This window comes from Candidatus Methylopumilus turicensis (assembly GCF_000953015.1).
Taxonomy (GTDB): Bacteria; Pseudomonadota; Gammaproteobacteria; order Burkholderiales; family Methylophilaceae; genus Methylopumilus_A; species Methylopumilus_A turicensis.
Genome location: NZ_LN794158.1, coordinates 1,281,183 through 1,306,207, shown reverse-complemented (window position 1 = coordinate 1,306,207; position 25,025 = coordinate 1,281,183). Strand labels below are relative to the sequence as shown.

Annotated in this window: 24 protein-coding genes; 16 read left to right on the top strand and 8 right to left on the bottom strand. The window is 46.0% G+C overall.

The window, feature by feature from the left end; all coding sequences use genetic code 11:
• Window positions 1–173 precede the first annotated feature (173 nt).
• From edd to BN1209_RS06480, 6 genes are all read left to right on the top strand, one after another.
• Complete coding sequence (edd, locus tag BN1209_RS06505; protein WP_045751454.1) at window positions 174–1,988, top strand: phosphogluconate dehydratase; 1,815 nt, start codon at window positions 174–176, stop codon at window positions 1,986–1,988.
• 125 nt (window positions 1,989–2,113) lie between these two features.
• A complete protein-coding gene (eda, locus tag BN1209_RS06500) occupies window positions 2,114–2,740 on the top strand; it encodes a bifunctional 4-hydroxy-2-oxoglutarate aldolase/2-dehydro-3-deoxy-phosphogluconate aldolase (RefSeq protein WP_045751453.1) in 627 nt (208 codons plus the stop codon).
• A 75-nt stretch (window positions 2,741–2,815) separates the two neighbouring features.
• Window positions 2,816–3,487, top strand: coding sequence for an HAD family hydrolase (locus tag BN1209_RS06495; RefSeq protein ID WP_320408763.1), 672 nt, complete (start codon window positions 2,816–2,818; stop codon window positions 3,485–3,487).
• Window positions 3,488–3,521: 34 nt separating this feature from the next.
• On the top strand, window positions 3,522–4,253 hold the full coding sequence (locus BN1209_RS06490; protein ID WP_045751451.1) for a glycosyltransferase family 2 protein: 732 nt from the start codon (window positions 3,522–3,524) through the stop codon (window positions 4,251–4,253).
• A 26-nt stretch (window positions 4,254–4,279) separates the two neighbouring features.
• Window positions 4,280–4,642, top strand: coding sequence for a lipid-A-disaccharide synthase N-terminal domain-containing protein (locus BN1209_RS06485; RefSeq protein WP_082048418.1), 363 nt, complete (start codon window positions 4,280–4,282; stop codon window positions 4,640–4,642).
• Complete coding sequence (locus BN1209_RS06480) at window positions 4,639–5,622, top strand: NAD-dependent epimerase (RefSeq protein ID WP_045751450.1); 984 nt, start codon at window positions 4,639–4,641, stop codon at window positions 5,620–5,622. The genes BN1209_RS06485 and BN1209_RS06480 overlap by 4 nt, the downstream gene beginning before the upstream one ends.
• Window positions 5,623–5,636: 14 nt before the next feature.
• On the opposite strand, the gene waaF is transcribed toward BN1209_RS06480, so the two are convergent.
• From waaF to hrcA, 6 genes are all read right to left on the bottom strand, one after another.
• A complete protein-coding gene (gene waaF, locus BN1209_RS06475; RefSeq protein ID WP_045752033.1) occupies window positions 5,637–6,608 on the bottom strand; it encodes a lipopolysaccharide heptosyltransferase II in 972 nt (323 codons plus the stop codon).
• An 87-nt stretch (window positions 6,609–6,695) separates the two neighbouring features.
• Window positions 6,696–8,159, bottom strand: a complete 1,464-nt coding sequence (rfaE1, locus tag BN1209_RS06470) for a D-glycero-beta-D-manno-heptose-7-phosphate kinase (protein WP_045751449.1) — start codon at window positions 8,157–8,159, stop codon at window positions 6,696–6,698.
• A 4-nt stretch (window positions 8,160–8,163) separates the two neighbouring features.
• Window positions 8,164–8,727, bottom strand: a complete 564-nt coding sequence (locus BN1209_RS06465; protein WP_045751448.1) for a D-sedoheptulose 7-phosphate isomerase — start codon at window positions 8,725–8,727, stop codon at window positions 8,164–8,166.
• A gap of 13 nt (window positions 8,728–8,740) precedes the next feature.
• Window positions 8,741–9,709: an ADP-glyceromanno-heptose 6-epimerase gene (gene rfaD, locus BN1209_RS06460; RefSeq protein ID WP_045751447.1), complete on the bottom strand. Its 969-nt coding sequence runs from the start codon at window positions 9,707–9,709 to the stop codon at window positions 8,741–8,743.
• A gap of 76 nt (window positions 9,710–9,785) precedes the next feature.
• On the bottom strand, window positions 9,786–10,892 hold the full coding sequence (hemH, locus tag BN1209_RS06455) for a ferrochelatase (RefSeq protein WP_045751446.1): 1,107 nt from the start codon (window positions 10,890–10,892) through the stop codon (window positions 9,786–9,788).
• A 25-nt stretch (window positions 10,893–10,917) separates the two neighbouring features.
• A complete protein-coding gene (gene hrcA, locus BN1209_RS06450) occupies window positions 10,918–11,937 on the bottom strand; it encodes a heat-inducible transcriptional repressor HrcA (protein ID WP_045751445.1) in 1,020 nt (339 codons plus the stop codon).
• Between the two features lie 120 nt (window positions 11,938–12,057).
• Between hrcA and BN1209_RS06445 the strand changes: the two genes are divergently transcribed.
• The 3 genes from BN1209_RS06445 to BN1209_RS06435 all read left to right on the top strand — a co-directional run bounded on the left by BN1209_RS06445 (window position 12,058) and on the right by BN1209_RS06435 (window position 15,524).
• The gene (locus tag BN1209_RS06445) at window positions 12,058–12,921 is read left to right on the top strand and encodes an NAD kinase (protein ID WP_045752032.1); all 864 of its coding nucleotides are present in this window, start codon (window positions 12,058–12,060) and stop codon (window positions 12,919–12,921) included.
• A 7-nt stretch (window positions 12,922–12,928) separates the two neighbouring features.
• On the top strand, window positions 12,929–14,584 hold the full coding sequence (recN, locus tag BN1209_RS06440; RefSeq protein WP_045751444.1) for a DNA repair protein RecN: 1,656 nt from the start codon (window positions 12,929–12,931) through the stop codon (window positions 14,582–14,584).
• 148 nt (window positions 14,585–14,732) lie between these two features.
• Entirely contained in the window at window positions 14,733–15,524 is a 792-nt protein-coding gene (locus tag BN1209_RS06435; protein WP_144402586.1) for a tetratricopeptide repeat protein, read from the top strand.
• Between the two features lie 47 nt (window positions 15,525–15,571).
• On the opposite strand, the gene fur is transcribed toward BN1209_RS06435, so the two are convergent.
• Window positions 15,572–16,003: a ferric iron uptake transcriptional regulator gene (gene fur / locus BN1209_RS06430; RefSeq protein ID WP_420885812.1), complete on the bottom strand. Its 432-nt coding sequence runs from the start codon at window positions 16,001–16,003 to the stop codon at window positions 15,572–15,574.
• 86 nt (window positions 16,004–16,089) lie between these two features.
• Between fur and bamE the strand changes: the two genes are divergently transcribed.
• From bamE to BN1209_RS06400, 6 genes are all read left to right on the top strand, one after another.
• Entirely contained in the window at window positions 16,090–17,535 is a 1,446-nt protein-coding gene (bamE, locus tag BN1209_RS08930; protein WP_171816509.1) for an outer membrane protein assembly factor BamE domain-containing protein, read from the top strand.
• A 57-nt stretch (window positions 17,536–17,592) separates the two neighbouring features.
• On the top strand, window positions 17,593–18,393 hold the full coding sequence (gene dapB, locus BN1209_RS06420; RefSeq protein WP_045752029.1) for a 4-hydroxy-tetrahydrodipicolinate reductase: 801 nt from the start codon (window positions 17,593–17,595) through the stop codon (window positions 18,391–18,393).
• A 179-nt stretch (window positions 18,394–18,572) separates the two neighbouring features.
• Entirely contained in the window at window positions 18,573–19,685 is a 1,113-nt protein-coding gene (gene carA, locus BN1209_RS06415) for a glutamine-hydrolyzing carbamoyl-phosphate synthase small subunit (RefSeq protein WP_420885827.1), read from the top strand.
• A gap of 7 nt (window positions 19,686–19,692) precedes the next feature.
• A complete protein-coding gene (gene carB, locus BN1209_RS06410; RefSeq protein WP_045751441.1) occupies window positions 19,693–22,896 on the top strand; it encodes a carbamoyl-phosphate synthase large subunit in 3,204 nt (1,067 codons plus the stop codon).
• Window positions 22,897–23,001: 105 nt separating this feature from the next.
• The gene (gene greA / locus BN1209_RS06405; protein WP_045751440.1) at window positions 23,002–23,478 is read left to right on the top strand and encodes a transcription elongation factor GreA; all 477 of its coding nucleotides are present in this window, start codon (window positions 23,002–23,004) and stop codon (window positions 23,476–23,478) included.
• Window positions 23,479–23,510: 32 nt separating this feature from the next.
• A complete protein-coding gene (locus BN1209_RS06400; protein ID WP_045751439.1) occupies window positions 23,511–23,963 on the top strand; it encodes a DUF4149 domain-containing protein in 453 nt (150 codons plus the stop codon).
• 25 nt (window positions 23,964–23,988) lie between these two features.
• Here BN1209_RS06400 and BN1209_RS06395 read toward each other — a convergent pair whose 3' ends face one another.
• On the bottom strand, window positions 23,989–24,216 hold the full coding sequence (locus BN1209_RS06395) for a YhbY family RNA-binding protein (protein ID WP_231855166.1): 228 nt from the start codon (window positions 24,214–24,216) through the stop codon (window positions 23,989–23,991).
• Between the two features lie 123 nt (window positions 24,217–24,339).
• On the opposite strand from BN1209_RS06395, the gene BN1209_RS06390 reads away from it, so the two are divergent.
• Window positions 24,340–24,972 (top strand): RlmE family RNA methyltransferase, encoded by a 633-nt coding sequence (locus BN1209_RS06390; protein WP_045751437.1) that lies wholly within the window; start codon window positions 24,340–24,342, stop codon window positions 24,970–24,972.
• Window positions 24,973–25,025: the final 53 nt, after the last annotated feature.

Here is a 25,025-nt window from a genome sequence, read left to right as displayed (position 1 = left end):
TTTATATTGGTGATGGTTAATTTCGCCTTTGAGTATACTAAAAAAAACAGAATTACCAAGCTTAAATCCGGTTAAAAGATGTCTTTTGGGCTGGGTTTGAGGGCTGTTTGAATTGACGATAAGCCCTGCATTGGGGATAATCAAAGACTAATTCAATCCTCTATAGCGACAGCATGAAACAAATCCTAAATGAAGTGACCGAACGTATTCGTGAGCGCAGTGCGCCTACGCGTTACGCTTATTTACAACGTATTGAGAAGATGGCTGCACGCACTCGTGGGCCTGATCGTATGGGCTGTGCTAACGTGGCGCATGCATTTGCGGCAATGCCAGCAAATGATAAATTTAAAGTGGTGGTTGAAAAAGCACCAAATATCGGCATTGTGACTGCCTACAATGAGATGCTCTCTGCGCATCAGCCTTATGTGAATTTCCCGGAAGTGATTCGTGCTGAAGCCCATAAATATGGCGCTACAGTGCAAGTGGCTGGCGGCGTGCCTGCGATGTGTGATGGCATTACACAGGGCGAGCCTGGCATGGAGTTAAGCTTATTCTCACGTGATGTGATTGCGATGAGTACTGCTGTTGCGCTTTCACATGACGTATTTGATGCTGCATTGCTCCTTGGCGTGTGCGATAAGATTGTTCCCGGTTTGTTGATTGGTGCTTTGCAATTTGGCCATTTGCCTTGTGTATTCGTGCCTTCTGGCCCGATGAGCACTGGTTTGGATAACACTGAAAAATCTAAAGTGCGTGAAAAATTTGCGGAAGGCAAGGTTGGTCGCCCTGAATTGTTGGCTTCTGAGTCAGCGGCTTATCACGGTGCTGGCACTTGTACTTTCTACGGCACGGCCAATAGTAACCAAATGCTGCTTGAAGCCATGGGCTTGCATGTGCCTGGCGCGGCTTTTGTCCATCCTCATGATCCGCTTCGGGCGTGTTTGACACGTGAATCTGTTCGCGTGGTGTTAGAAAATACCTATCAAAATCGTTATATGCCTATCGGCAAGATGGTTGATGAACGTGTCATTGTGAACGCGATTGTGGCCTTATTGGCCACGGGTGGTAGTACGAACCACTGTATTCACTGGGTAGCTGTTGCACGTGCAGCGGGCATCATCATTGATTGGGCAGATTTTAACAAACTATCTAAAAACACACCGTTGTTGGCGCGCGTTTATCCAAACGGTAAAGCAGATGTTAACCAGTTCCAAGATGCAGGTGGCCCATCATTCGTGATTCGTGAGTTGGTGGAAGGTGGTTACATGCATGAAGATGTTCAATCTGTGGTGATTGGCGGCTTGCGTGATTATTGCAAAAAACCACAGACCGACGGCACAAGCTTGAGCTGGGTTGATTTGCCTAAAGAAAGCCCTGACGAAACAATTTTACGCACATCATCTAAACCATTTAGCGCTTCTGGCGGCTTGCTCTTGTTGCAAGGCAATCTTGGCCGTTCAGTGATTAAAAGCTCAGCTGTACCTGAAGACCGTCATATCATCGAGGCGCCAGCCGTGGTGTTTGATGCGCAAGAAGAGTTGTTAGAAGCTTTTGAGCGTGGCGAATTAGAAAAAGACTTTGTGGCGGTGGTTCGATACCAAGGCCCTAAAGCGAATGGTATGCCAGAGCTCCACAAATTAACGCCGCCATTGTCTGTGCTTCAAGGTAAGGGCTTTAAAGTAGCGATTGTGACTGATGGTCGTATGAGCGGTGCATCAGGCAAAGTGCCTGCAGCAATTCACTTGTCACCGGAAGCTTCAGCTGGCGGTGCGATTGGCAAGATTCGTACAGGCGACATAATCCGCTTGAACGTCATTGCGGGCACCTTAAATGCTTTAGTGGATGAAGACACTTGGAAAGCACGTCACATTGAAGAGTTAAGTGACTCAAAACGCTTTGCAAACGCCCATGGCATGGGGCGTGAGTTGTTTGGTGGGATGAGAAGTAATGTGCTAACAGCCGAAGAAGGCGCAGTCACCTGGCTGTAAAATAATTGATTGATACTGCGTTGCTTTCGCTTGCCGTGCTAGATGCACTGTCTTCGCGAAAGACGCCTTGTCTGAATCAATTTTGAACGGTTTAATCATTTTTAAAATTATAGAAAAAGTAGAACATGAATACATTAGATTTAGCTAAAGAAGGGCCAGTTATTCCAGTCATCGTGATTAACCGTGTTGAAGATGCGGTGCCGATGGCTGAGGCTTTGCTTGAAGGTGGCATTAAGGTGCTTGAGGTGACTTTGCGTACTTCATGTGCATTAGCTGGTATGGAAGCGATTGCGAAGGCGGTGCCTGAAGCGATTTTGGGTTCTGGCACTGTGCGTAACAACAAAGATGCACAAGCTTCTAAAGACGCAGGTTGCAAATTCGCTGTAAGTCCAGGCTACACAAGCGAGCTAGGTCAGTTTGCACGTCAAATTGGTTTGCCATTGTTACCAGGCGTTTCAACAGGCTCTGAAATCATGATGGCGAATGCGGATGATTATTATTTCTTGAAGCTATTCCCTGCAGTTGCAGTTGGCGGCATTAATTTACTAAAAGGCTTTGCGGGTCCATTTGGCGATGTGAAGTTTTGCCCAACCGGTGGTGTGACGGTTGAATCAGCGCCACAATTTTTATCATTACCTAACGTGGTGGTTTGTGGTGGCACATGGCTAACACCTGCGGATGCTGTGGCGCGTGGTGATTGGGCGCACATTACAAAATTAGCAAAAGAAGCTAGCGCGATTAAGCCTGCCTAATTTAGATCATTTTAGTTTGTTATTTATTTATTCAAGTCCGAACCTATATTCAGCGAAGTCGCTGGATATAGGTTTTTGAGTATTCAGGGGATGCGACCACTCGCTGAATACAAAACGCTAGTCTTTGATTGTGATGGGGTAGTGCTCAATTCCAATCAGCTTAAGATACAGGCTTATTATGATGTGGCGATTAAGTTCGGGGCGAATAAAACACAAGCTCAGGCCTTGGTTGATCATCATGTGAAGTTTGGCGGTATTTCGCGCTATCCAAAGTTTGAGTATTTTTTGCGTGAGATTATGCAGCTGACAGTCACAGAGCAAGCCATGCATGACTTGCTTGATAGCTTTACTGCAGAAGTAAAAAGACTGCTGACCGATTGCGAAATTTCGCCTTACCTTCACCATGTTCGAAATGAAAACAAGCATGCAAAATGGATGATTGTTTCAGGTGGCGACCAAGCGGAGTTGCGTGACATATTTAAGCAACGTGGTATTGATAGAATGTTTGATGCTGGTATTTACGGTAGCCCAGATAATAAAGATACCATTCTGGCGCGTGAACTCGATGCAGGCAGCATTGTTAAACCCGCGTTGTTTATTGGGGATAGTCGATATGACCATCAAGCTTCCACCAATGCGGGGTTAGATTTTGTGTTTTTGAGTGCTTGGACAGATGTTGAAGGTTGGCAAGATTATTGTGCCAACCACCAAATAACGGTTTTTAATCACCTTGGCGATCTTAGTTGAGGGTGATCTGATTTGAAAAGGTTAAGCTAATTTCATGGCGAAATTCACCCCTCCCAAAAAACTCTCCGTGGTCGTGCCCGTGCGTAACGAGCAAGATAACGTTGCGCCTTTAATTGCTGAAATTAATGCGGCGCTCCATGGCTTTACGCATGAGATTGTGTACGTCAATGATGGCAGCACCGATGCAACGCATGCGCGCTTGCAACAATTACAAACGCAGTATCCACAATTACGCATTGTTCGCCATGCGAATAGCTGCGGTCAAAGCACAGCTGTGCGTTCGGGTGTTAAGGCTGCTAAGTATGATTGGGTCGCTACGCTAGATGGTGATGGGCAAAACGATCCTGCCGATATTCCCAAACTGATTGCTGCGCTGGAAGAGGGCGTTTGGCTGGTGGGTGGTAACAGAAGACTAAGTCGTCGTGATACTTGGATTAAGCGTATATCTTCGGTAATTGCTAACACAGTCCGCTCAAAAATGTTGCGTGACGATACGCCAGACACAGGTTGTGGTTTAAAACTGTTCAATAAAGCTGCCTTTCTAGATTTGCCTTATTTTGATCACATGCATCGCTTTTTGCCTGCCTTGATTAAGCGTGCTGGTGGACAGATTCGTTCTGTGCACGTGAGTCACCGTAACCGCGAGTTTGGTCAATCCAATTACGGAACATTGGATCGATTAATGGTAGGGATTGTGGATTTGTTTGGTGTGGCATGGTTACAACGTCGCGCTAAATTACCTGTCATTGTTGTTGACGAAACTTAATAAGAAAAAGTCCAAATAGGAAAAGTATGGAATACGGTATTACTTCTTTTTTTCATCACATCGTTGATTCCGCGCATCATTATTTTAGTAGCACCTCGCAAGGAGATCTGATTTGGCTTTGTGTGGGTTTGTTTGGTCAAGTTTTGTTTATGATGCGCTTTATCGTCCAATGGCTTCATAGTGAGCGTCATCAAAAAAGCATTATTCCTGTGAGCTTTTGGTATTTCAGTTTAATTGGGGGCATAACAGTTCTACTTTACGGTATTCATAAATTAGAGCCGGTGATTATTTTTGGCCAAATTCCAGGCACCTTTGTTTATGCAAGAAACTTAATCTTAATTAAACGCCATGAGAAGACTCAGCGTGAATTGCAAAAGGATGTGGCGTGAAAATTTTAGTGACAGGTGCTGCTGGTTTTATCGGCCACCAAACCACACTTAGATTATTAGCCCGAGGCGATATCGTGATTGGTGTTGATAATCTCAATGATTATTACGATGTCAGCCTTAAAGAAGCACGTCTAAATGATATTGCCAAACATCCACATGCAGGCAACTTCAAATTTATTAAGCTCGATTTGGCTGATACCTCAGCAACTGAAGCCTTGTTCAAAGCAGAGCAACCAGAGCGTGTCATTCACCTCGCGGCACAAGCAGGGGTGAGGTATTCACTGCAAAATCCGCACGCCTATGTGCAAAGTAATTTAGTGGCTTTCACTAATGTCCTAGAAGGCTGTCGTCACAACAAAGTAGCGCATTTAGTCTATGCCAGCTCGTCAAGTGTTTATGGCGGCAATACCAAGTTGCCATTTAGCGAGCAAGATACGGTGGATCATCCTGTTAGCTTGTATGCGGCCACCAAAAAAGCCAATGAGCTGATGGCACATACTTATAGTCATTTGTATGGTATCCCAACCACAGGTCTTCGTTTCTTTACGGTCTATGGCCCTTGGGGACGTCCTGATATGTCGCCATTCTTGTTTGCTGATGCGATTTTGAATCACAAGACTATCAAGGTGTTTAATCACGGCGATATGATGCGTGACTTTACTTATATCGACGATATTGTTGAAGGCGTGGTCCGTGTGGCGGATAAGCCTGCAACGCCAGAGCCCAATAGCAGTGTGCCTTATCGTGTGTTTAATATTGGCAATAATCAGCCTGAAAAGCTCATGGATTTTATTGGCATGCTTGAAGATGCTTTTGGTAAAGTTGCTGAGAAAGAATTTTTACCGATGCAAGACGGTGATGTCAAAGCCACCTATGCAGATACTCAGGCTTTGGAAGCTTGGGTCGGATTTAAGCCTTACACGCCATTAAACGAGGGTATTGCGAAGTTTGCGACTTGGTATAAAGCTTTTTATAAATAGGCTGATAAAAAAGTTTATTGGAATAAATGCATCACGCTTTCGGGCGTGATTTTTTTTAAGCATTGCATATGTTCAACGGGGTTTGTCAGGGGGCAGGTCCGCTCAAAACATGGGCTGCAAGGCAGGCCCAGATATTGAATGTGAGACTTATCGCTCATTGGTGGTGTGTGGTGCGGGGTGCTTGAGCCAAAAATCGCGATAAGGTTTTTGTCTAAAGCCGCGGCAACATGCATCAGGCCTGAGTCATTGCTGATCACGGTGTCGCATAGAGCCATTAAGTCGATGGCTTCGCCTAGCTTGGTTTTTCCGCCTAAATCTAAACAACCATTTTTCGTGAGTTGATTGATTTGCTTAGTGTAAGGCATGTCTTTTTCAGAGCCAAAAATCCAAACTTCCCAGCCTTTAGCCAGCGCGGCTTTCGCAGCTTCGGCATAGTATTCAATTGGCCAGCGTTTAGCTTCGCCATATTCAGCGCCAGGGCATAAGCCAAGGACTTTGTGAGATGGTTTTTGATGACCAATTTTAGTTAATGTGACCAAGGCATTGGTATGATTAGCAATCAGTTTTGGGTTGGGGAGCTTATTGGGCAAATCGACATTTTTAGCTAATCCCAATGTGACAAAACGATCCACTGTTTTTGGTAGTTTGGCTCTATTTAACGGACGAATATCGTTAATTAAACCATAACGCATTTCTCCTAAAAAACTAGTCCGCCGCGGAATATTTGCTGCAAAAGGCAAAATGGCTGATTTAAGGGAGTTGGTCAGAACAATGGCTTGCGTATAAGCCTCTTTGCGTAAGCGCTTGCCAAAGCGGATGCGTTCCCAAAACGCAAACTCCCCGTGCTTGAAAGGGAGGGCAATTGCGTTTGTTACTTCGGGCATGCGCGCTAAAAGCGGTGATGTCCAAGCGGGGGCTGCAACGTCAATTTGGCATTGTGGGTTTTGTTGTTTGAGCGTGATGAATAGGCTTTGTGCTAAGACCATGTCACCGACCCAAGCTGGGCCTAATACGAGGATTTTTTCAGATGCTGAGTGAGCGTTTTGCACAGAATTGATTGAATGTGAAATGGATTATTGCGCCATTTTTGCTATGATTTTGCTCGTGCTGCGGCCTTGCACCAATGGGATAAGCTTCACTTGCCCGCCCCATGATTTGACTTCCACGCCGCCCACTACTTGCTCCTCCGTATAGTCATCACCTTTGACAATCACATCAGGCTTCACTGCATGGATAAGATTAAGCGGAGTGTCTTCATCAAACAAAATCACGGCATCAATGGCTTCTAATGCGGCCAATACGCGTGCTCTGTCGTTCTCATGGATGACTGGTCTCGTTGGCCCTTTTAAAGCGCTCACTGATCTATCGGTATTTAAGCCAAGGATAAGCTTGTCACCGGTCTTTTTAGCGGCTTCCAAATAAGTCACATGCCCAGCGTGAAGTAAGTCGAAGCATCCATTGGTAAAGACGATTTTTTGTTTAGCGGCGCGCCAAGCGTCTACCTTTAATTTCAAGCCTGCTAAATCCGTAATTTTATCGGCTTGCTCGCTGGTATTTTTTGCAGTTAACTCATGAAGGAGTTCATCCAGCTGAATAGGCACGGTGCCCACTTTTCCAACGACAATTCCCGCAGCGGTATTCGCTAAACTAAGTGCATCTTGTGGGCTTAGGCCATGAATTAAACCTGCCGCTAGCGTTGCAATCACTGTGTCGCCAGCGCCAGAGACATCAAACACCTGCTTAGCAGTTGCGGCTAAGTGGTGTTCATTAGTTTGATCAAATAAGGTAATACCTTCTTCGCCGCGCGTGACGGCTAAAAACTCAAGGCCTAAATTCAATTTCAGTTTCTTTGCGCCAGCTAATAAAGCCGCTGTGTCGTTCATATTCACACCACACGCCTCAGCGGTTTCTTTCTTATTTGGGGTGAGTGCGGTTGCGCCTTTATATTTGCTGTAGTCCTGGCCTTTAGGGTCGGCAAGAACGGGAATGTTCGCTTCTTTACATGCTTGAATGATGGACTGGCACACATCGTCACTCAGAACGCCTTTAGCGTAGTCTGACAAAATCACGATGGATGGTTTTTCGTGAAGTGCACGCGTAATCAATACATGCAATTCCGCATTTTCTTCAGCGCTAAATTTCGTTTGGCTTTCTTGGTCGATGCGAACAATTTGCTGGTGCGAGCTCATGACGCGTGTTTTACCGATCGTTGGTCTTGTGGATGATTGAATCACCGCTTCAGATTTGATGCCTAGATGATTAATCAACGCCAGCAATGTTGTTGCTTCTGCATCTTCGCCCACACAGCCTGCAATGCGCGTACTGATGCCTAAGTTGGCTAAGTTAGCCGCCACATTGGCTGCGCCGCCTGCGCGGTCATTTTGTTGTTTGAGAAGCACCACTGGCACCGGCGCTTCAGGAGATATACGCTGTACATCGCCAATTAAATAGCGGTCTAGCATGAGATCGCCAATGACCAGCACCCATTTATGAGATTCGTTGAATAACTTGACGGTATTAATGAGGTCTTGGTTCATGGTTTTATTCTGACTCAAGCAAGTCGCACAAGCAATGGCCAACAAAAATATGCGCTTCTTGAACACGGGCGGTTTCGCTTGAAGGCATGACTAGGTTGTATTTGCATAATGCATTCATCTTGCCTCCAGTGCCGCCAGTCAGACCAATCGTCGTTGCACCTAATTTATTTGCTTCTTCAATCGCTGCAACCACGTTTTTGCTGTTGCCTGAAGTGGTGATGCCAATTACCACATCTTCTGGGCGGCAAAGGGCTTCGATTTGGCGCGCGAAAATATAATCGTAGCCATAATCATTACCCACAGAGGTAATGATGGATGTGTCAGTTGTGAGTGCAATGGCTGCCAAGCCGCGACGCTCTTTTTTAAAACGCCCCACAATTTCAGCCGCGATATGTTGGCTATCAGCTGCGCTACCGCCGTTACCCATGATTAAGATTTTACCGCCACGCTTGATGCAGGCTTTAAGCTCTTCAGCAACAAGGCTAATTTGCGGAATTAAATCGCCTAGTTTGGCAAACATCGCTTGGTGTTCGGCAATGGCGTTTTGTAAGTTTTCTGATGAGGTCATGGTTTTTATATTGTTAGCAATAAGGGTCAGCTTGCAAGAGATAGTTTTGCACGTAGTCACGCACACCGTCTTCTAGGGTATGAAATTTTGCTGTGTAGCCAGCGTCTGCGAGTTTGAGCATCTTCGCTTCGGTGAAGTATTGGTACTTGCCGCGTAGGTCTTCTGGCATGTCGATATAAGTAATGTTCGGTGCTTTTCCCATGCTGGTCATCACTGCACTTGCAAGGTCTTTAAATGCCCTTGCTTGGCCTGTACCGATATTGTAGATACCAGATTCACACAGGTTATTTATAAAATGCACAACCGCCGCAGCCGCATCTTTGACATACACAAAATCACGCAACTGCATGCCATCTTCATAGCCCGCTAAATGGCTCTTGAATAACTTCACGTTGCCTTCAGCTTTGAACTGATTAAACGTATGGAACGAGACACTGGCCATACGCTCTTTGTGGTATTCGTTAGGGCCATACACATTAAAAAACTTAAAGCCTTGCCATTGAGGAGGGCTTTTGTGCGCGCCTTGTTGCAGGGCCCATTGGTCAAAGTATTGTTTTGAATAGCCATAGCCATTGAGTGGGCGAAGCGTATTAATGTCGCAAGCATCATCGTAGCCTTGCTCGCCGGCACCATAAGTGGCGGCAGAACTGGCGTACAAAAATGGCACTTTGTTTTCAGTACACCAATTCCATAAAAACTGGCTGTAGCGAATATTGTTTTGGACTAATTTATTGAAGTCGCGCTCGGTCGTCGCGCTAATCGCACCCATGTGGATGATGGCGTCGATTTTAGGCTTACCCGCTAAAAAGCAAGCAAGCTCGCTTTTGTCTAGATAATTGGCGTAGCGGCGTTTCACAAGGTTTTGCCACTGTTCAGGGTGCTGAATGTCGTCCACAATCACCAAGTCATCTCGGCCTGAATGGTTGAGATGCCATGCAATCATGCTGCCGATCATGCCTGCGCCACCAGTTATTACTATCATCTTTGCTTACCTATTTTTGGTTGCCTGTTTTGCTTAAAGCAAACGAATTCAAACATTATAAACGCTTAGTCTAGATTTAGGCCTTTTCGCTTAATGCCTGAGCGCGTTGTGCAGTCAGCTTGGCTTGTTTTTCGGCCTCTTGTGCATTCCATTCGCTCGATACCCAGCCCTGCAGGTTTTCCATGGCGATATCGCACATCGCGTTAATCCAAGCTTCACGCCCATTCAGGCATGGAATGTAATGGTATTCACCGCCACCATGGCTTTGGAAGATATGTTTGCCTTCCATGGCGATTTCTTCCAGCGTTTCTAAACAGTCACTGCTGAACCCTGGACAAATCACATCAATACGTTCAGTTTTGGCCTTGCCTAAATCTTCTAACGTGCTCGCCAAATAAGGCTTTAGCCACTCTTGTTTGCCAAAGCGAGATTGGAACGCGATTTGATATTCTTGTTTGCTGAGGTTGAGTGCTTCTGCCAATAAGCGACCTGTTTTCATACATTCACAGTGGTAAGGGTCGCCTTTGAGTAAGTGGAATTTCGGCACGCCATGAAAACTCATGACTAGCTTGCTTGGCTTGCCGTTAGTCGCCCAATGTTCTTGAACGCTGCTGGCCAATGCTTGAATGTAAGCAGGATGGTCGTGGTAATTACGAATGGTGCGAATCGCTGGTACATTGCGTGTTTTGAGTAAGACTTTCCAAATTGCATCTAATGAAGCCGCTGTGCTACTTGACGCATATTGCGGATAAAGTGGAAACACTAATATTTTATTGCAATGTTGCGCTTTGAGTCGCTCAATTGCAGAAGCCATGCTTGGGTTGCCGTAGCTCATGCCAAGCTCAACCACATAAGGCGATGCAATACGTTTGCTTAAAAAGCTTGAGAGCAGTGTTTTTTGTTTTTGCGCATTAACCATCAAAGGCGAGCCTTCGCTGGTCCATACCATGGCGTATTTTTCAGCGGATTTTTTTGGACGAATAACCAAAATAATGCAATGTAAAATCCAGCACCAAATAAAGCGCGGGATTTCGACGATGCGTCTATCCATCAGAAACTGGCCTAAGTATCTTTTTAAGGCTTTTGCATCCGGGGCATCAGGCGTCCCAAGGTTGGCGAGTAAAATGCCGACTTTTGCCTGGTCGCCATGTTGATAAGGGGGTTCTACTTTGTAGTAAGCCATTTTTCGGTCTTTATTAAAGTTATCGTTAAGTATTTGATAGCGCGTTTGAAAGAAGTTTCGCCGTAATATCCACAATTGGAATGACGCGTTCGTAGGCCATACGGGTTGGACCAATGACGCCAAGGGTGCCGACCACTTGACCATCGGCTTCGTAAGGGGCGGTGACCATGCTGCACTCATCCAGTGGCAAGTATCCGCTTTCGCCGCCAATAAAAATCTGGATGCCTTCAGCGCGCTGACTGTTGTCTAGCAATTGCATCAGCGAAGTGCGGCGCTCAAATATCTCAAACAGCTTGCGTAGCGAAGTCACGTTAGTTGATAAATCGTCCACCTGAAGTAAATTCCGCTCGCCTGAAATCACCACATTGTCCTTGTCTTCATCCAGTGCTTTGCCGCTGGCATCAAGTGCGGCGGCCATAAGGCGCGTCATGTCAGATTGCATTTGCTTGAGCTCTTCATGCAGTTTTTGCTGTGCCTGCTCAAACGTAAACCCGGTGTAGTGCTGATTAAAGAAGTTCGTCGCTTGCACCAACTCGGATGCTGAGTAGGGCTTCTCGGTCAAAATAATGCGGTTTTGCACATTGCCATCGGTGGTCACGATAATCACTAAAATACGCTTCTCAGACAAAGGCAAAAATTCCAAATGCTTAAACGCAATCCTTTTGCGTTTTGGAATCATCACCAAGCCAGCAAATTGCGTAAGCTCTGAAAGCATGCCTGCCGCAGAAGAGATCAACTCTTGTGGGTCTGGAGAGCGAAGCTCATGTTTGAGGCGCTGAATTTCTTGGCTGTGCATTGGTTGAACTGTGAGCAAAGTATCCACAAAGAAACGATAGCCGCGCTGTGTTGGAATGCGACCCGCTGACGTGTGCGGACTGGTGATAAAGCCTAAAGCCTCTAAGTCCGACATTACATTACGGATGGTCGCAGGACTTAAATCCAACCCTGAGCATTGTGAAAGCGTACGCGAACCCACAGGCTGTCCATCATTAATGTAATGTTCAACCAAGGTTTTGAGTAGAATTTGTGCGCGTTTGTCTAACATGCTTGTGGCTGAAATGAGGTCAAAAAATGCATTTTTGTATCATAGCAAGCCTACTCTTAATTCAAAAGCTTTTACGCAACAGACTTCTATGTCAGGCTTGAATATGATTAAATGTATGAGATGAAAAAAGCCTTCAAAAATGTGGCCATTATTGGCAAATATAATGCCTCTGAAATGCGCGACAGCATCCTTGAGATGTGTACGTTTTTAGCCTCTGAGCAAGTGACCGTCTTTTTAGAAACGGCCACGGCTAGTCATTGCAATCTCTCAGGTTTTGCGACGCTGGGGATGGATGAGATTGGCGAAAAGGTCGATTTGGCGGTGGTGCTGGGCGGTGATGGTACGATGCTGAGCGTTGCACGTAAGCTGGCCGACAGCCATATTCCGCTAATTGGCGTGAATCAGGGGCGCGTAGGTTTTTTAACTGACATTAACTCCGCTAACATGCTCGATGATATGCGTCATCTCCTCGCGGGCGATTACACTACCGAAGAACGAATTTTACTCAATGCGACCGTATTTCGAGATGGTCAACAGATCATGACCGGTCGTGCGATGAACGATGTGGTGATCAACAAAGCAGGCATGTCACGCCTGATTGAGCTGGAAGTGAATATCGATGGCCAGTTCGTGCACAGACAACGCTCGGATGGTTTGATTTTAGCTACGCCAACCGGCACAACGGCGTATGCGCTTTCAGCAGGTGGTCCGATTTTGCACCCTACGCTCGATGCGATTACTTTAGTGCCCATTTGTCCGCACACACTCAGCAATCGTCCGATCGCAATCCATAGCAACAGCAAAGTTGAAATTACTTTAGTGCATGGCGATGATGCGGGCGTGCATTTAGATGGGCACTTGCAGTTGGCATTGTTAGCGGGTGATCAATTGCTAGTGCAGCGAGACGAGAAAACTGTCTCACTACTACATCCAATCGGCCATAGTCATTACGACATGCTCAGACAGAAGCTGAACTGGGGCTAATCTAAGCATGTTGCAAACGCTTTCCATTCGAGATTTTGTCATTGTTGATGCTCTCAATATAGAGTTCTCAACAGGCTTTACTGTGCTGACGGGCGAAACCGGCGCTGGCAAATCCATTCTGATTGACGCACTGTCGTTAGCGATGGGCGCGAGAGGCGAGGGTGGCATCACACGTGCTGGTTGTGAAAAGGCCGAAATCAGCGCGAGTTTTTATATCGCCAAGCTAGAAGGCCTCAAAGCTTGGATGCAAGAAAACGAAATTCCTAACGATGACGACCAATTGCTCTGCCGTCGTGTGATTTATGCAGATGGTCGTTCACGGGCTTTTATCAACGGACAACCCGCGACGATTCAACAGCTTAAAGATGCGGGTGAGTTTTTGGTGGATATTTACAGTCAAAATGCCCACCACTCCCTGCTCAAACTCTCCACTCAGCGTGAAATTTTTGATGATTATTGTGGCTTGAGTTCGCTTGCGGCTCAAACATCATCTGCTTTTAAGCAATGGCAAACGCTTTATCAGCGCCGCATGGAGATGGAACAAAATGCCAGCAAATACGCGGATGAATTAGCAGAACTGCGCGATAAAGTGCGTGAATTAGTACAGTTAGCCTTTGCGGTCGATGAATGGGAAAACTTGCAACAAGAGCACAGCCGTCTTTCGCATGGCGCGAGTTTGCTTGCGGGTTGTGAGCAATGTCGTGAATTGTTATCGGAGGGTGAGATTTCAGCATTGCGTCAATTGAGTACTGCGCAAACCAAATTGCAGGCCTTGCGTGATTACGACGCAAATTTGGATGAGGCACTTGGGAGTTTAGATTCTGCAATGATTCAGCTGGATGAAACTGACCGATTTTTAAATCGCTATCTTCAGCGCGCTGAGTTGGATCCTGAAAGGCTTGCAGAAATAGAACTGCGCATCCAAACCATTCATGCGGCCTCACGCAAGTATCGCGTGCGCCCTGAAGAATTATCTGAATTGTTGCTTCAATGGCAAGCCCGCATGGCTGAACTTGAAAGCGTGCAAGCGGATGGCGAACTTGCCCGACAAGAAGCTGCTGCAAAGTTGGCTTATGATGCTTTAGCCGAAAAACTCAGCGAAGGTCGCCATCAAAAAGCGCCTGAATTGAGCCACAAAATCACAGGCGAAATGCAGCGCTTATCATTAGCTGGCGGGCGATTTGATGTTGCTTTAAGCCCACAAACGCCAGCAAGTACAGGCTTGGAGCAAGTTGAATTTTTGGTGGCAGGCCATGTGGGGGTGGAAGCAAGGCCGCTCAATAAAGTGGCCTCAGGGGGCGAGCTTTCTCGGGTGAGTTTAGCAATCCGCGTCGTGACTGCTCAGCAAGGCAGTGTGCCTACTATGATTTTTGATGAGGTAGATGTTGGCATAGGCGGCGGGGTGGCTGAAGTCGTTGGGCAACTTTTAAATCAGCTCGGCGCAGGGCGCCAAGTGTTGGTGATAACCCATTTGCCACAAGTGGCTTCGCAAGGCGCTCAGCATCTTAATGTCAAGAAAATCCAGCGCGACAACGTGACGCTTAGCGCTATTGAGCCTTTGGATGAAAGCGCGCGAGTTGAAGAAATTGCCCGTATGCTGGGTGGTGTGGAAATCACCGAAACTACACGTCAGCATGCCAGAGAAATGTTGGCTAGCGAATAAAAAATATTCCTCAATCTTTCCCTTGAATTAAGTTTGGCCAACCCCAATCTTCATATTAAAGTTTATCAAAACCAGTTTGCTCTAAAAAGCGTTTTCTTAACTGGCATTATTTAAACTAACAATCTTTACAAGAGGAAACAGCATGCGAATGAAATCCTTACTAAGCGTTTGTGCTTTGGCGCTGGCTTTTAATATGACATTGCCGACTTATGCGGCAGATCAATTTTCGCTTCATGATGTTTATCAAGCAGCGGAAACGGGCAATATGGCCAAGGCGCAAGCCATGATGGAGCAAGTGTTACGTGACCATCCTGATAGCGCAAAAGCCCATTATGTGGAAGCGCAGTTGTTGGCTAAACAAGGCAAGTTAGCTGCCGCTGCTGCCGAGCTTAGCACTGCAGAACGCTTAAAACCAGGCTTGCCAGATGAAAAGCCACAAGCCGTGCAAGCACTTAAAGCAGTGATTGCTGGACAAGCAGCTAATGCGGGTAATGCACGTCCACAAGAAGCGCAAAGCGGATTCGGCATGGGCTCAATATTGCTAGTGTTAGCTTTAATCGTATTTATCTTCTTTGTTGGCCGTGCTATGGGACGTCGAAGCAATCCAGTTGTCTATCCTGCGAATAACAACAGTGGTCCTTATGGCCAACAAGCGAATGGCGCGGGCATGCCAATGGGTGGCCCAGTAGGCGGAATGGGCGGTGGCATGGGTTCAGGTATTTTAGGTGGATTGGCCACGGGTGCAGCACTTGGTGCTGGGATGGTGGCAGGACAAGAACTCATGCACCACTTCACTGATGGCGACAAGGGTAATAACGGCATGGTGAGTGATGCCAACGCAGGTGATTCCTGGACAAATACCAACGACATGGGCGGTAATGACTTTGGTGTGACTGACAGCGGCTCATGGGATGATAGCGGTGGCGGTGATTGGACTTAAGCGGTAGAAAGAAAAAGGGGCGTGAGCCCCTTTTTTGTTGTTAAAAATTATTGATGCGGACAAGGGTTTTTGGTGCAATCTGCGTAGATATAAAGTGAATGTTCGTTAATCTTAAAGCCGCGCTCTTCAGCGGCTTTGTGTTGTAAGGCTTCGATATTTTCATCACAAAATTCTTCAACCCGACCGCATTGCATACACACAATATGGTCGTGATGCTCGCCGTGATTAAGTTCAAAAACGGCTTTACCGCCTTCAAAATGGTGCCGCACTAGTAAGCCTGCTTGTTCAAATTGTGTCAGCACGCGGTAGACCGTAGCTAAGCCAACGTCGTCACCTGTGCTTAGTAAAATTTTGTATACATCCTCGGCCGACATATGCCGCTCTTTGCTTTTTTCAAACAAACTCAAGACTTTTAATCTTGGCAACGTAGCTTTCAATCCGGCATTTTTTAGTTCATCAGGTTCACGTGTATTCATCATTGCTCGCATGGCTTTTGTTTAAAGGGGTGCGCCCCTTTGTTGCTACTTATGGGACCTTAAGTCGTGGTATATTATCGCTAATTCTTATGAAAGTCATTGCGATGCGTTACTTAGTTTTACTGCTTGCTGTTCTGAGTGCTTCTTGCACATCTACCTTACCATCGTTAAAGCCCTATCATTTAGATGTTCAGCAAGGAAATGTGGTGACCTCAAAAATGATGTTACAACTTAAACCTGGTATGACGAAATCGCAGGTGCGCTATGTGATGGGCACCCCCCTACTGCAAGATAGTTTTCATCAAGATCGCTGGGATTACCTTTATCAAATGAATAAGGGTGGTAACGTCATTGAGCGTCGTCGTGTGATTTTGGAATTTAAGAATGACGGCTTAGCGGCAGTGCGTGGTGATGTCATCGCGGCTGGTTCACCAGGCGCAGAAAATGCACCTATGGCGACGATTGATGAGGTGAAAACGGCGAAAAGTGATAAAACGCTCTTAGCCGAAGATGCTAAATCGAGTTGGATTGATCGCTTCAAGTTCTGGAAAGATGACGAAAAAACAGAAGTGGTAAAGACAGAAGCAGTCAAAACAGAAGTAGTCAAAACAGAAGGCTCAGTGGTTAAGCAAAAACCAGTGACACCAACACTCGAATCGGTTGCTAAGGCGGATGCTGTTGTGAGTCATGCACCTGAAATCGTCAAGCCTACTCAAGCGCAACAGCCTGAAGCAAAGGATTCATCGCTTGGTCAGGTGGCGATTGTTGAAGCTACTCCTCAGCAGCGATTGACTGAAACCTCACCAACGCTAGGCGATAAAGCGCCACCTCAAGGTGCAATGAATGAGGCGATGCCTGTCGATGCGAAAGCAGAGATCACCATAATGGTGAATGCTTGGGCGCAAGCCTGGCGCACTAAAAATGTGGGTGCTTATTTGGCATTTTATTCAGATCGATTTGTGCCCGAGGGGGCTAGCCGTAAAACATGGTTGGCTCAGCGCAAGCAACGCATTGCTGGGCAGTCTGGTGTCATTCAATTAACACTTGAAAATATTAAGGTTGATCTGAATGCCAACTCTGCGCGTGTTGAGTTTTTGCAACACTATTCGAGTGGAAAGTTTGCCGATCATGTGACCAAAGTATTGAGTTTGAGCCGAGAGCAAAATCAATGGCTGATTGTTAGAGAATCTCTCGCAGCTAAGGCTTCAAAAGTCGAAGCGAATGATGGAGCGCAAGTGGTAGAGGTATTTAAGTTGCGAGATGTAACGGCTGATGAAAAATCAGAAGCGATGCCAGAGAAGATGATGCAGGAGTCGGCGAGAAAGGCGCTTGAGCCGGCAGTCCCAGCGAAGCCTGAGCCCGTGAAAGCAGCGCCAGCCATTGTGCCAGCGCCCAAAGAAGTTAAGCCTGTTACGACTGACTTGGCGCCAGCTAAATCAGAAGCTGCTAAAGCTGAGTTGAACAAATCGAAGGCTCTGCCGCCAGAAGATGCGCCAGGTTATTTTGAGCGCATGCTCGAAAAAATTGGGTTCTAAGCCTAAATTAAGATGTTGGTCAGGGTTGAAATGAAAACAAAAAAGAAATGGATTGAAATGTTAAAAGTAGTGATTGCAGGTTGTTCTGGCCGCATGGGTTATGCACTTTTAGAAGGCGTTTTCGCGGATAATGAGTTGGTGTTGCATGGCGCTTTAGATCGCGCAGATAGCCCTCAAATCGGCCGCGATGCGGGCGAGCAGTTTGGCAAAAAAACAGGGGTATTGATTAGTCATGATGTCGATGCGGCCCTAAAAGATGCTGATGTGCTGGTGGACTTTACCCGCCCAGAGCCTAGCTTGGTTTATTTGGCTGCTTGCCAAAAATCAGGCGTCAATATGGTGATTGGCACAACGGGTTTTACTTCTGAACAGAAAGCGTTGATTGCGAATGCGGCTAAAGATATTTCGGTAGTTTTTGCGCCGAACATGAGTGTTGGCGTGACCTTGTTGATTAATCTTGTGCAGGCTGCGGCAAAAGTGCTTAGTGAAGGCTACGATATTGAAGTGATTGAAGCGCATCATCGCCATAAAGTGGATGCGCCATCTGGCACGGCCCTACGATTGGGTGAGGCGGCGGCAAGTGCTTTGGGTCGCAATTTAGAAGAGTGTGTGATTTATGGCCGAGAGGGCGTGACGGGTGAGCGCGACCCAAGTACGATTGGTTTTGCAACGGTGCGTGGCGGCGATGTGGTGGGTGATCATACGGTGCTATTTGCTGGTATTGGTGAGCGTGTGGAGTTGACGCACAAGGCAAGTAGCCGAGCAACGTTTGCCCTTGGGGCTTTGCGCGCCGGCAAATTTATACAAGGTAAAAAATCAGGCCTGTTTGATATGCAAGATGTCTTGGGTTTGAAGTGATCTTTGAAGTGAAGTAACTTTGCAATAAAGCTGATTGATGGCCTCGCCTAATTCAGCTATAATTGAAACATTATTTAGCGGGACGAGCACAACACTCATCCCGCTTTGCACATCCGCTTCTCTTCGAGCGATAACTATTTAAAAACAAGGGGTTACAAGTGCCGCAACACACACCAGCCATGTTAGTACTTGCTGATGGGACAGTGTTTCGTGGTATTTCAATTGGCGCTCCCGGCCAAACCGTTGGTGAGGTGGTGTTCAATACCTCAATGACTGGTTATCAAGAAATCCTCACAGACCCATCTTATACCAAACAAATCGTTACCTTGACTTACCCGCACATCGGCAACACAGGTGTGAACTCTGAAGACGTTGAATCAGGTCAGGTTTATGCAAGCGGTTTAATTATTCGTGATTTGCCATTAGTGCATAGCAATTGGCGTAGCGAACAATCTCTTTCTGATTATTTGGTTGCCAACAATGTGGTGGCAATTGCAGATATCGACACGCGTAAACTTACTCGCATCCTTAGGGAAAAAGGCGCGCAAGCTGGCTGCATTATCGCTGGCGCGGTCAGTGAGGCTGAAGCTTTGGCGCAAGCAAAAGCTTTCCCCGGTTTGTCAGGCATGGACTTGGCGAAAGTGGTGAGCGTTAAAGAGTCTTATGCGTTTGCTGAAGGTGAATGGGATTTGGTTTCTGGCTATGCAAAACCAAGCAATCCAGCTTTTCATGTAGTCGCATTTGATTACGGCGTTAAACGCAACATTCTTCGCATGTTGACTTCGCGCGGTTGTAAAGTGACTGTATTGCCAGCGCAAGCAACCGCTGAGCAAGCTTTGGCATTGAAGCCGGACGGTGTGTTTTTATCAAATGGTCCTGGCGACCCACAACCATGTGACTATGCAATTTCCGCGATTAAAACCATTGTTGATAAAGGCGTGCCAACATTTGGTATTTGTCTAGGTCATCAATTGTTAGCCTTAGCTTCTGGCGCAAAAACACTCAAAATGAAATTCGGACATCACGGCGCCAATCATCCTGTCCAAGATGTTGATGACAAGCGCGTATTTATTACCAGTCAAAACCACGGTTTTGCGGTCGACGCTGACAGTTTGCCAGCTAATTTGCGCACAACGCATGTGTCGCTTTTTGACGGTAGTTTGCAAGGCATTGCTCGCACTGATAAGCCTGCGTTTAGTTTCCAAGGTCACCCTGAAGCGAACCCTGGCCCAACTGAAATGAGTTATTTGTTCGATCGATTTGTCGAATCCATGAAACAGCACAAGCAATAAGAAAACTATGGCAAAACGTACAGACATTAAAAGTATTTTGATTATTGGCGCTGGCCCGATTGTAATTGGTCAGGCGTGCGAGTTCGATTATTCAGGTGCGCAAGCATGTAAGGCGCTGCGTGAAGAAGGTTACCGCGTTATTTTGGTAAATTCTAATCCAGCGACCATCATGACTGACCCTGAAATGGCGGATGCAACCTATATCGAGCCAGTGACTTGGCAAGTGGTTGAGAAAATTATCGCTAAAGAGCGTCCAGATGCTTTGTTGCCAACGATGGGTGGTCAAACGGCTTTGAACTGTGCTTTGGACTTGGACAAGCATGGCGTTCTGAAAAAATATAATGTTGAGTTGATTGGTGCGAGCAAGCACGCGATTGATAAAGCAGAAGATAGACAAAAATTTAAAGAAGCGATGACCAAGATTGGTCTTGGTTCAGCACGTTCTTCAATGGCGCATAGCCTAGAAGAAGCATTGCAAGTGCAAGCTAGCGTTGGTTATCCGGCAATTATTCGTCCATCATTCACTATGGGTGGTAGCGGTGGTGGTATTGCTTATAACCGTGAAGAGTTTGTGACAATTTGCGAGCGTGGTCTCGAAGCTTCGCCAACTAAAGAGTTGCTGATTGAAGAGTCTCTACTAGGTTGGAAAGAGTATGAAATGGAAGTGGTGCGTGACACCAAAGATAATTGCATCATTATCTGCTCAATCGAAAACTTAGATCCAATGGGTGTTCATACTGGCGACTCTATCACTGTTGCACCAGCACAAACGTTGACGGATAAAGAGTATCAAATCATGCGTAATGCATCGCTTGCGGTGCTGCGTGAAATCGGCGTGGACACTGGTGGTTCAAACGTACAGTTTGCGATTAATCCAGAAGATGGTCGTATGATTGTCATTGAGATGAACCCACGTGTATCACGTTCATCAGCATTGGCTTCAAAAGCGACTGGTTTCCCAATTGCAAAAGTAGCGGCGAAATTAGCTGTGGGCTTTACATTGGATGAACTTAAGAATGAAATTACTGGTGGTGCAACCCCAGCATCATTTGAGCCATCAATTGACTATGTCGTCACTAAAATCCCACGTTTTGCATTCGAAAAATTCCCGCAAGCCGATTCACGCTTAACGACACAAATGAAATCTGTAGGTGAAGTCATGGCCATTGGCCGTACTTTCCAAGAGTCATTCCAAAAAGCATTGCGCGGCTTAGAAGTCGGCGTAGATGGCTTAGATGAAAAAACTTTAGATATTGACCAAATTCAAAAAGAACTTGGTGAGCCTGGCCCTGAGCGTATTTGGTATGTGGGCGACGCTTTCCGTGCTGGCATGACCGTAGCGCAAGTACATGACCATTCTAAAATTGATCATTGGTTCTTGGTGCAAATCGAAGACATCATCAAACGTGAAATGGCATTAAAAGGCCGTCACTTAGCAGATTTGGACAAAGATGCGTTGTTCCAATTAAAACGTCGTGGTTTTTCAGACCGTCGTTTAGCTTATCTATTGGGTACGGATCAACATGCAGTGCGTGCATACCGCCAAGCACTCAATGTGCGTCCTGTTTACAAGCGCGTGGATACTTGCGCGGCTGAATTTGCGACCAATACTGCTTACATGTACTCCACTTATGAAGAAGAGTGCGAAGCAAAGCCTAACGATAAAAAGAAAATCATGGTATTGGGCGGTGGTCCAAACCGTATCGGTCAAGGGATTGAGTTCGACTATTGCTGCGTACATGCAGCATTCGCGATGCGCGAAGATGGTTATGAAACCATTATGGTGAACTGTAATCCTGAAACTGTTTCAACAGATTACGATACTTCTGACCGCCTTTATTTTGAGCCGCTTACATTGGAAGATGTGCTTGAAGTCGTAGCCATTGAAAAGCCAGTTGGTGTGATTGTGCAATATGGCGGTCAAACACCACTTAAATTGGCGCGCGATTTAGAAAAAGCGGGTGTGCCGATCATTGGTACCTCACCAGATGCGATTGACCGTGCCGAAGACCGTGAACGGTTCCAACAAATGTTGCAAGCGTTAGGCCTGAAACAGCCACCTAACCGCACAGCCAGAACGCCAGACGAAGCATTGCGATCAGCACAAGAAATTGGCTATCCATTAGTGGTACGGCCTTCGTATGTGCTTGGTGGTCGTGCGATGGAAATCGTGCATGAGCAAGCGCAACTTGAGCGCTACATGCGCGAAGCGGTAAAAGTATCAAATGAATCGCCCGTGCTGTTAGACCGTTTCTTAAACGATGCGCTTGAAGTAGACGTTGATGCCTTGTGTGATGGCGATGATGTGATTATCGGCGGCATCATGGAGCACGTTGAACAAGCCGGCGTTCACTCTGGTGACTCCGCATGTTCATTGCCTCCTTACAGTTTATCTACAAAGCTTCAAGACGAATTGCGTGTGCAAACAGTACAAATGGCCAAAGCGCTGGGCGTAGTTGGCCTGATGAACGTCCAGTTCGCGATTCAAGGTGAAACGGTTTATGTGCTCGAAGTGAACCCTCGTGCATCACGTACAGTGCCTTTCGTTTCCAAAGCATGTGGCTTGCAATTAGCCAAAATCGCAGCACGTTGTATGACAGGCGTAAAACTAAAAGATCAAGGCGTCACCAAAGAAATCGTACCGCCTTATTATTCTGTCAAAGAGGCCGTATTCCCATTTATTAAATTCCCAGGCGTGGATACGATTCTTGGCCCGGAAATGAAATCAACCGGTGAGGTCATGGGAATTGGCAGTACCTTCGCTGAAGCGTTTGTGAAGTCACAACTAGGTTCAGGCGATGTATTACCTAAAGGTGGAAAAGCCTTTATCAGTGTGCGTCGTGAAGACCGTGAGCGCGTAGTAGAAATTGCACAAGCTTTAGCGAATTTGGGTTTTCAATTGCTCGCAACACGCGGTACAGCCGGTGCGCTGGTTGAGGCTGGCTTACATGTAACGCCAGTGAATAAAGTAGCGGAAGGCCGTCCACATATTGTAGACATGATCAAAAACAATGAAATTAACTTTATTGTTAACGTGACAGAAGACAAGCGTGCAGTGCATGACTCCTACGCTATTCGTCGCAATGCCCTACAACAAAAAGTGACTTACTATACAACATTGGCTGGTGCCAAAGCTGCGTGCATGGGCATGGGGTATATGCAAGAGCTGGAAGTTCAGTCATTGCAAGAGTTGCATAAAACACTCACATAGTAATAAGATAACAAATCATTAACCACGCCTAGTTTGTTAGGTGTGGTTTTTATTTTATATAGACCGCAATTAGCGACACAACGAACAAGAAACAAGGTAGATAACATGAATCAAATTCCAGTCACAGTCAAAGGCGCAGAACTCTTAAAGGCTGAGCTTCAACGCTTAAGAAGTGTCGATCGCCCTGCCGTGATTGAGGCCATTGCCGAAGCACGCGCTCAAGGTGACTTGTCTGAGAATGCAGAATACGAAGCTGCCAAAGAAAAACAAAGTTTTATTGAAGGTCGACTTGCTGAAATTGAAGCAAAACTTTCAAATGCAATGGTGATTGATCCTAAAACGCTCAACGCAGAAGGACGCTGTGTGTTTGGTGCAACAATTGATGTAGAGGATTTGGATACTGGTGATACCGCAACCTACCAAATTGTAGGGGATGACGAAGCGGATATTAAGTCTGGCAAAATTTCGATTAGCTCACCAATTTCACGTGCGTTAATAGGCAAGTCAGCAGGTGATGTTGCAGAAGTCGTTGCCCCTAACGGCATCCGATCTTATGAAGTGTTGAATGTGCAATATATTTAGTTTAATGAGGACTTAATCACCTAAGGCGACCAATGAAACAATTTGCAGACAAGTTAGCATTAATTTCAATTACCCTTTGGGTGGGCTCATTGTGGGCTATTGGTTATATTGCAGCGCCAACATTGTTTTATCATCTGCCTGATCGCCTAGTGGCAGGTAGTTTAGCTGCGGAAATGTTTACGATTGTTGCCTTTATTGGCATGGCTTGTGGTGCTTATTTATTACTGAATCGATTGACTAAGTTCGGTGGCCTCGCCTTTAAACAGGGTTTCTTTTGGGCCGTGTTCTTTATGCTCTTGCTCACGTTGGCAGGACATTTTGGTATCGCACCAATTATTGCTCAGTTAAAAGCTGATGCATTGCCATCGGATGTGATGCACAGTGTGTTTGCTAATCGCTTTGAAGCTTGGCATGGCATTGCCAGTATTGCTTATGCGATTCAAAGCTTTTTGGGTTTGGTGTTGGTATTAAAAGCGACCCGGTAATCTCGAGTCGCTTTAAGTTGACATTTTACTTAGGAATAACGATTTTTGCAGGTTCACCTTGGCGGTAAATAACCAATTGTTTGCCGATATGATGGACTTTAACGGCGCCAGTCTTTTCACAGATTTCTTCTAGCATGGCAACACGTGCTTCTCTGTCATCACCAAATACTTTGATTTTGATCAGCTCGTGGGCATTTAGGCTGTTTTCAATTTCTTGCAAAACGCTGTCTGTCAGGCCATTATTGCCAACCATGACAACAGGATTTAATTTGTGTGCCAAGCCGCGAAGGTGGCTGATTTGTTTAGTATTCACGCAGTATTTATCTTATCTTGTTAATTCATTAAAAAAGTCATTTTATCACATGAAGCATAGGCCATGAAAAGAACCAAAACCAGTAAAGCTTGGATGCAAGAGCATGTGAATGACCCTTACGTGAAGCTTGCACAAAAAGATGGCTATCGTGCGCGAGCAGCATACAAGTTGATAGAGATAGATGATAAAGATAGGTTGATTAAGCCTGGCATGGTCGTTGTTGATTTGGGTTCAACACCAGGGAGTTGGTCTCAGGTTGCGATTCAGCGTCTGAAAAACAATGGACGTGTCATTGCTTTGGATTTGTTGCCCATGGTGGGGATTCCTTGCGTTGAGTTTATTCAAGGGGATTTTCGTGAGGACGAAATCCTTGAGCAGTTAGAGGAAAAATTGAATGGTCAACAAATTGACCTTGTAATTTCTGATATGGCCCCCAATATAAGTGGCATTAGTTCGGTGGACCAACCGAACGCTGTTTATTTAACCGAATTAGCCGTGGAGTTCAGTCTTAAATGGTTGAAACCGGAAGGCAATTTTTTAGTCAAGGTGTTCGTAGGCTCAGGTTTTGAAGAAATTGTAAAAATTATGCGCGAGAACTTTGAAAAGGTTGTCACAAGAAAACCTAAGGCCTCACGTGATCGAAGTACAGAGGTTTACTTGCTGGGTTTGAAACGAAAAGCTAACAATATTGAATAAGCTATTTAATTGCTCGGTATTCCGCTAATACTGTCTTGATTTAGTGGTAAGAT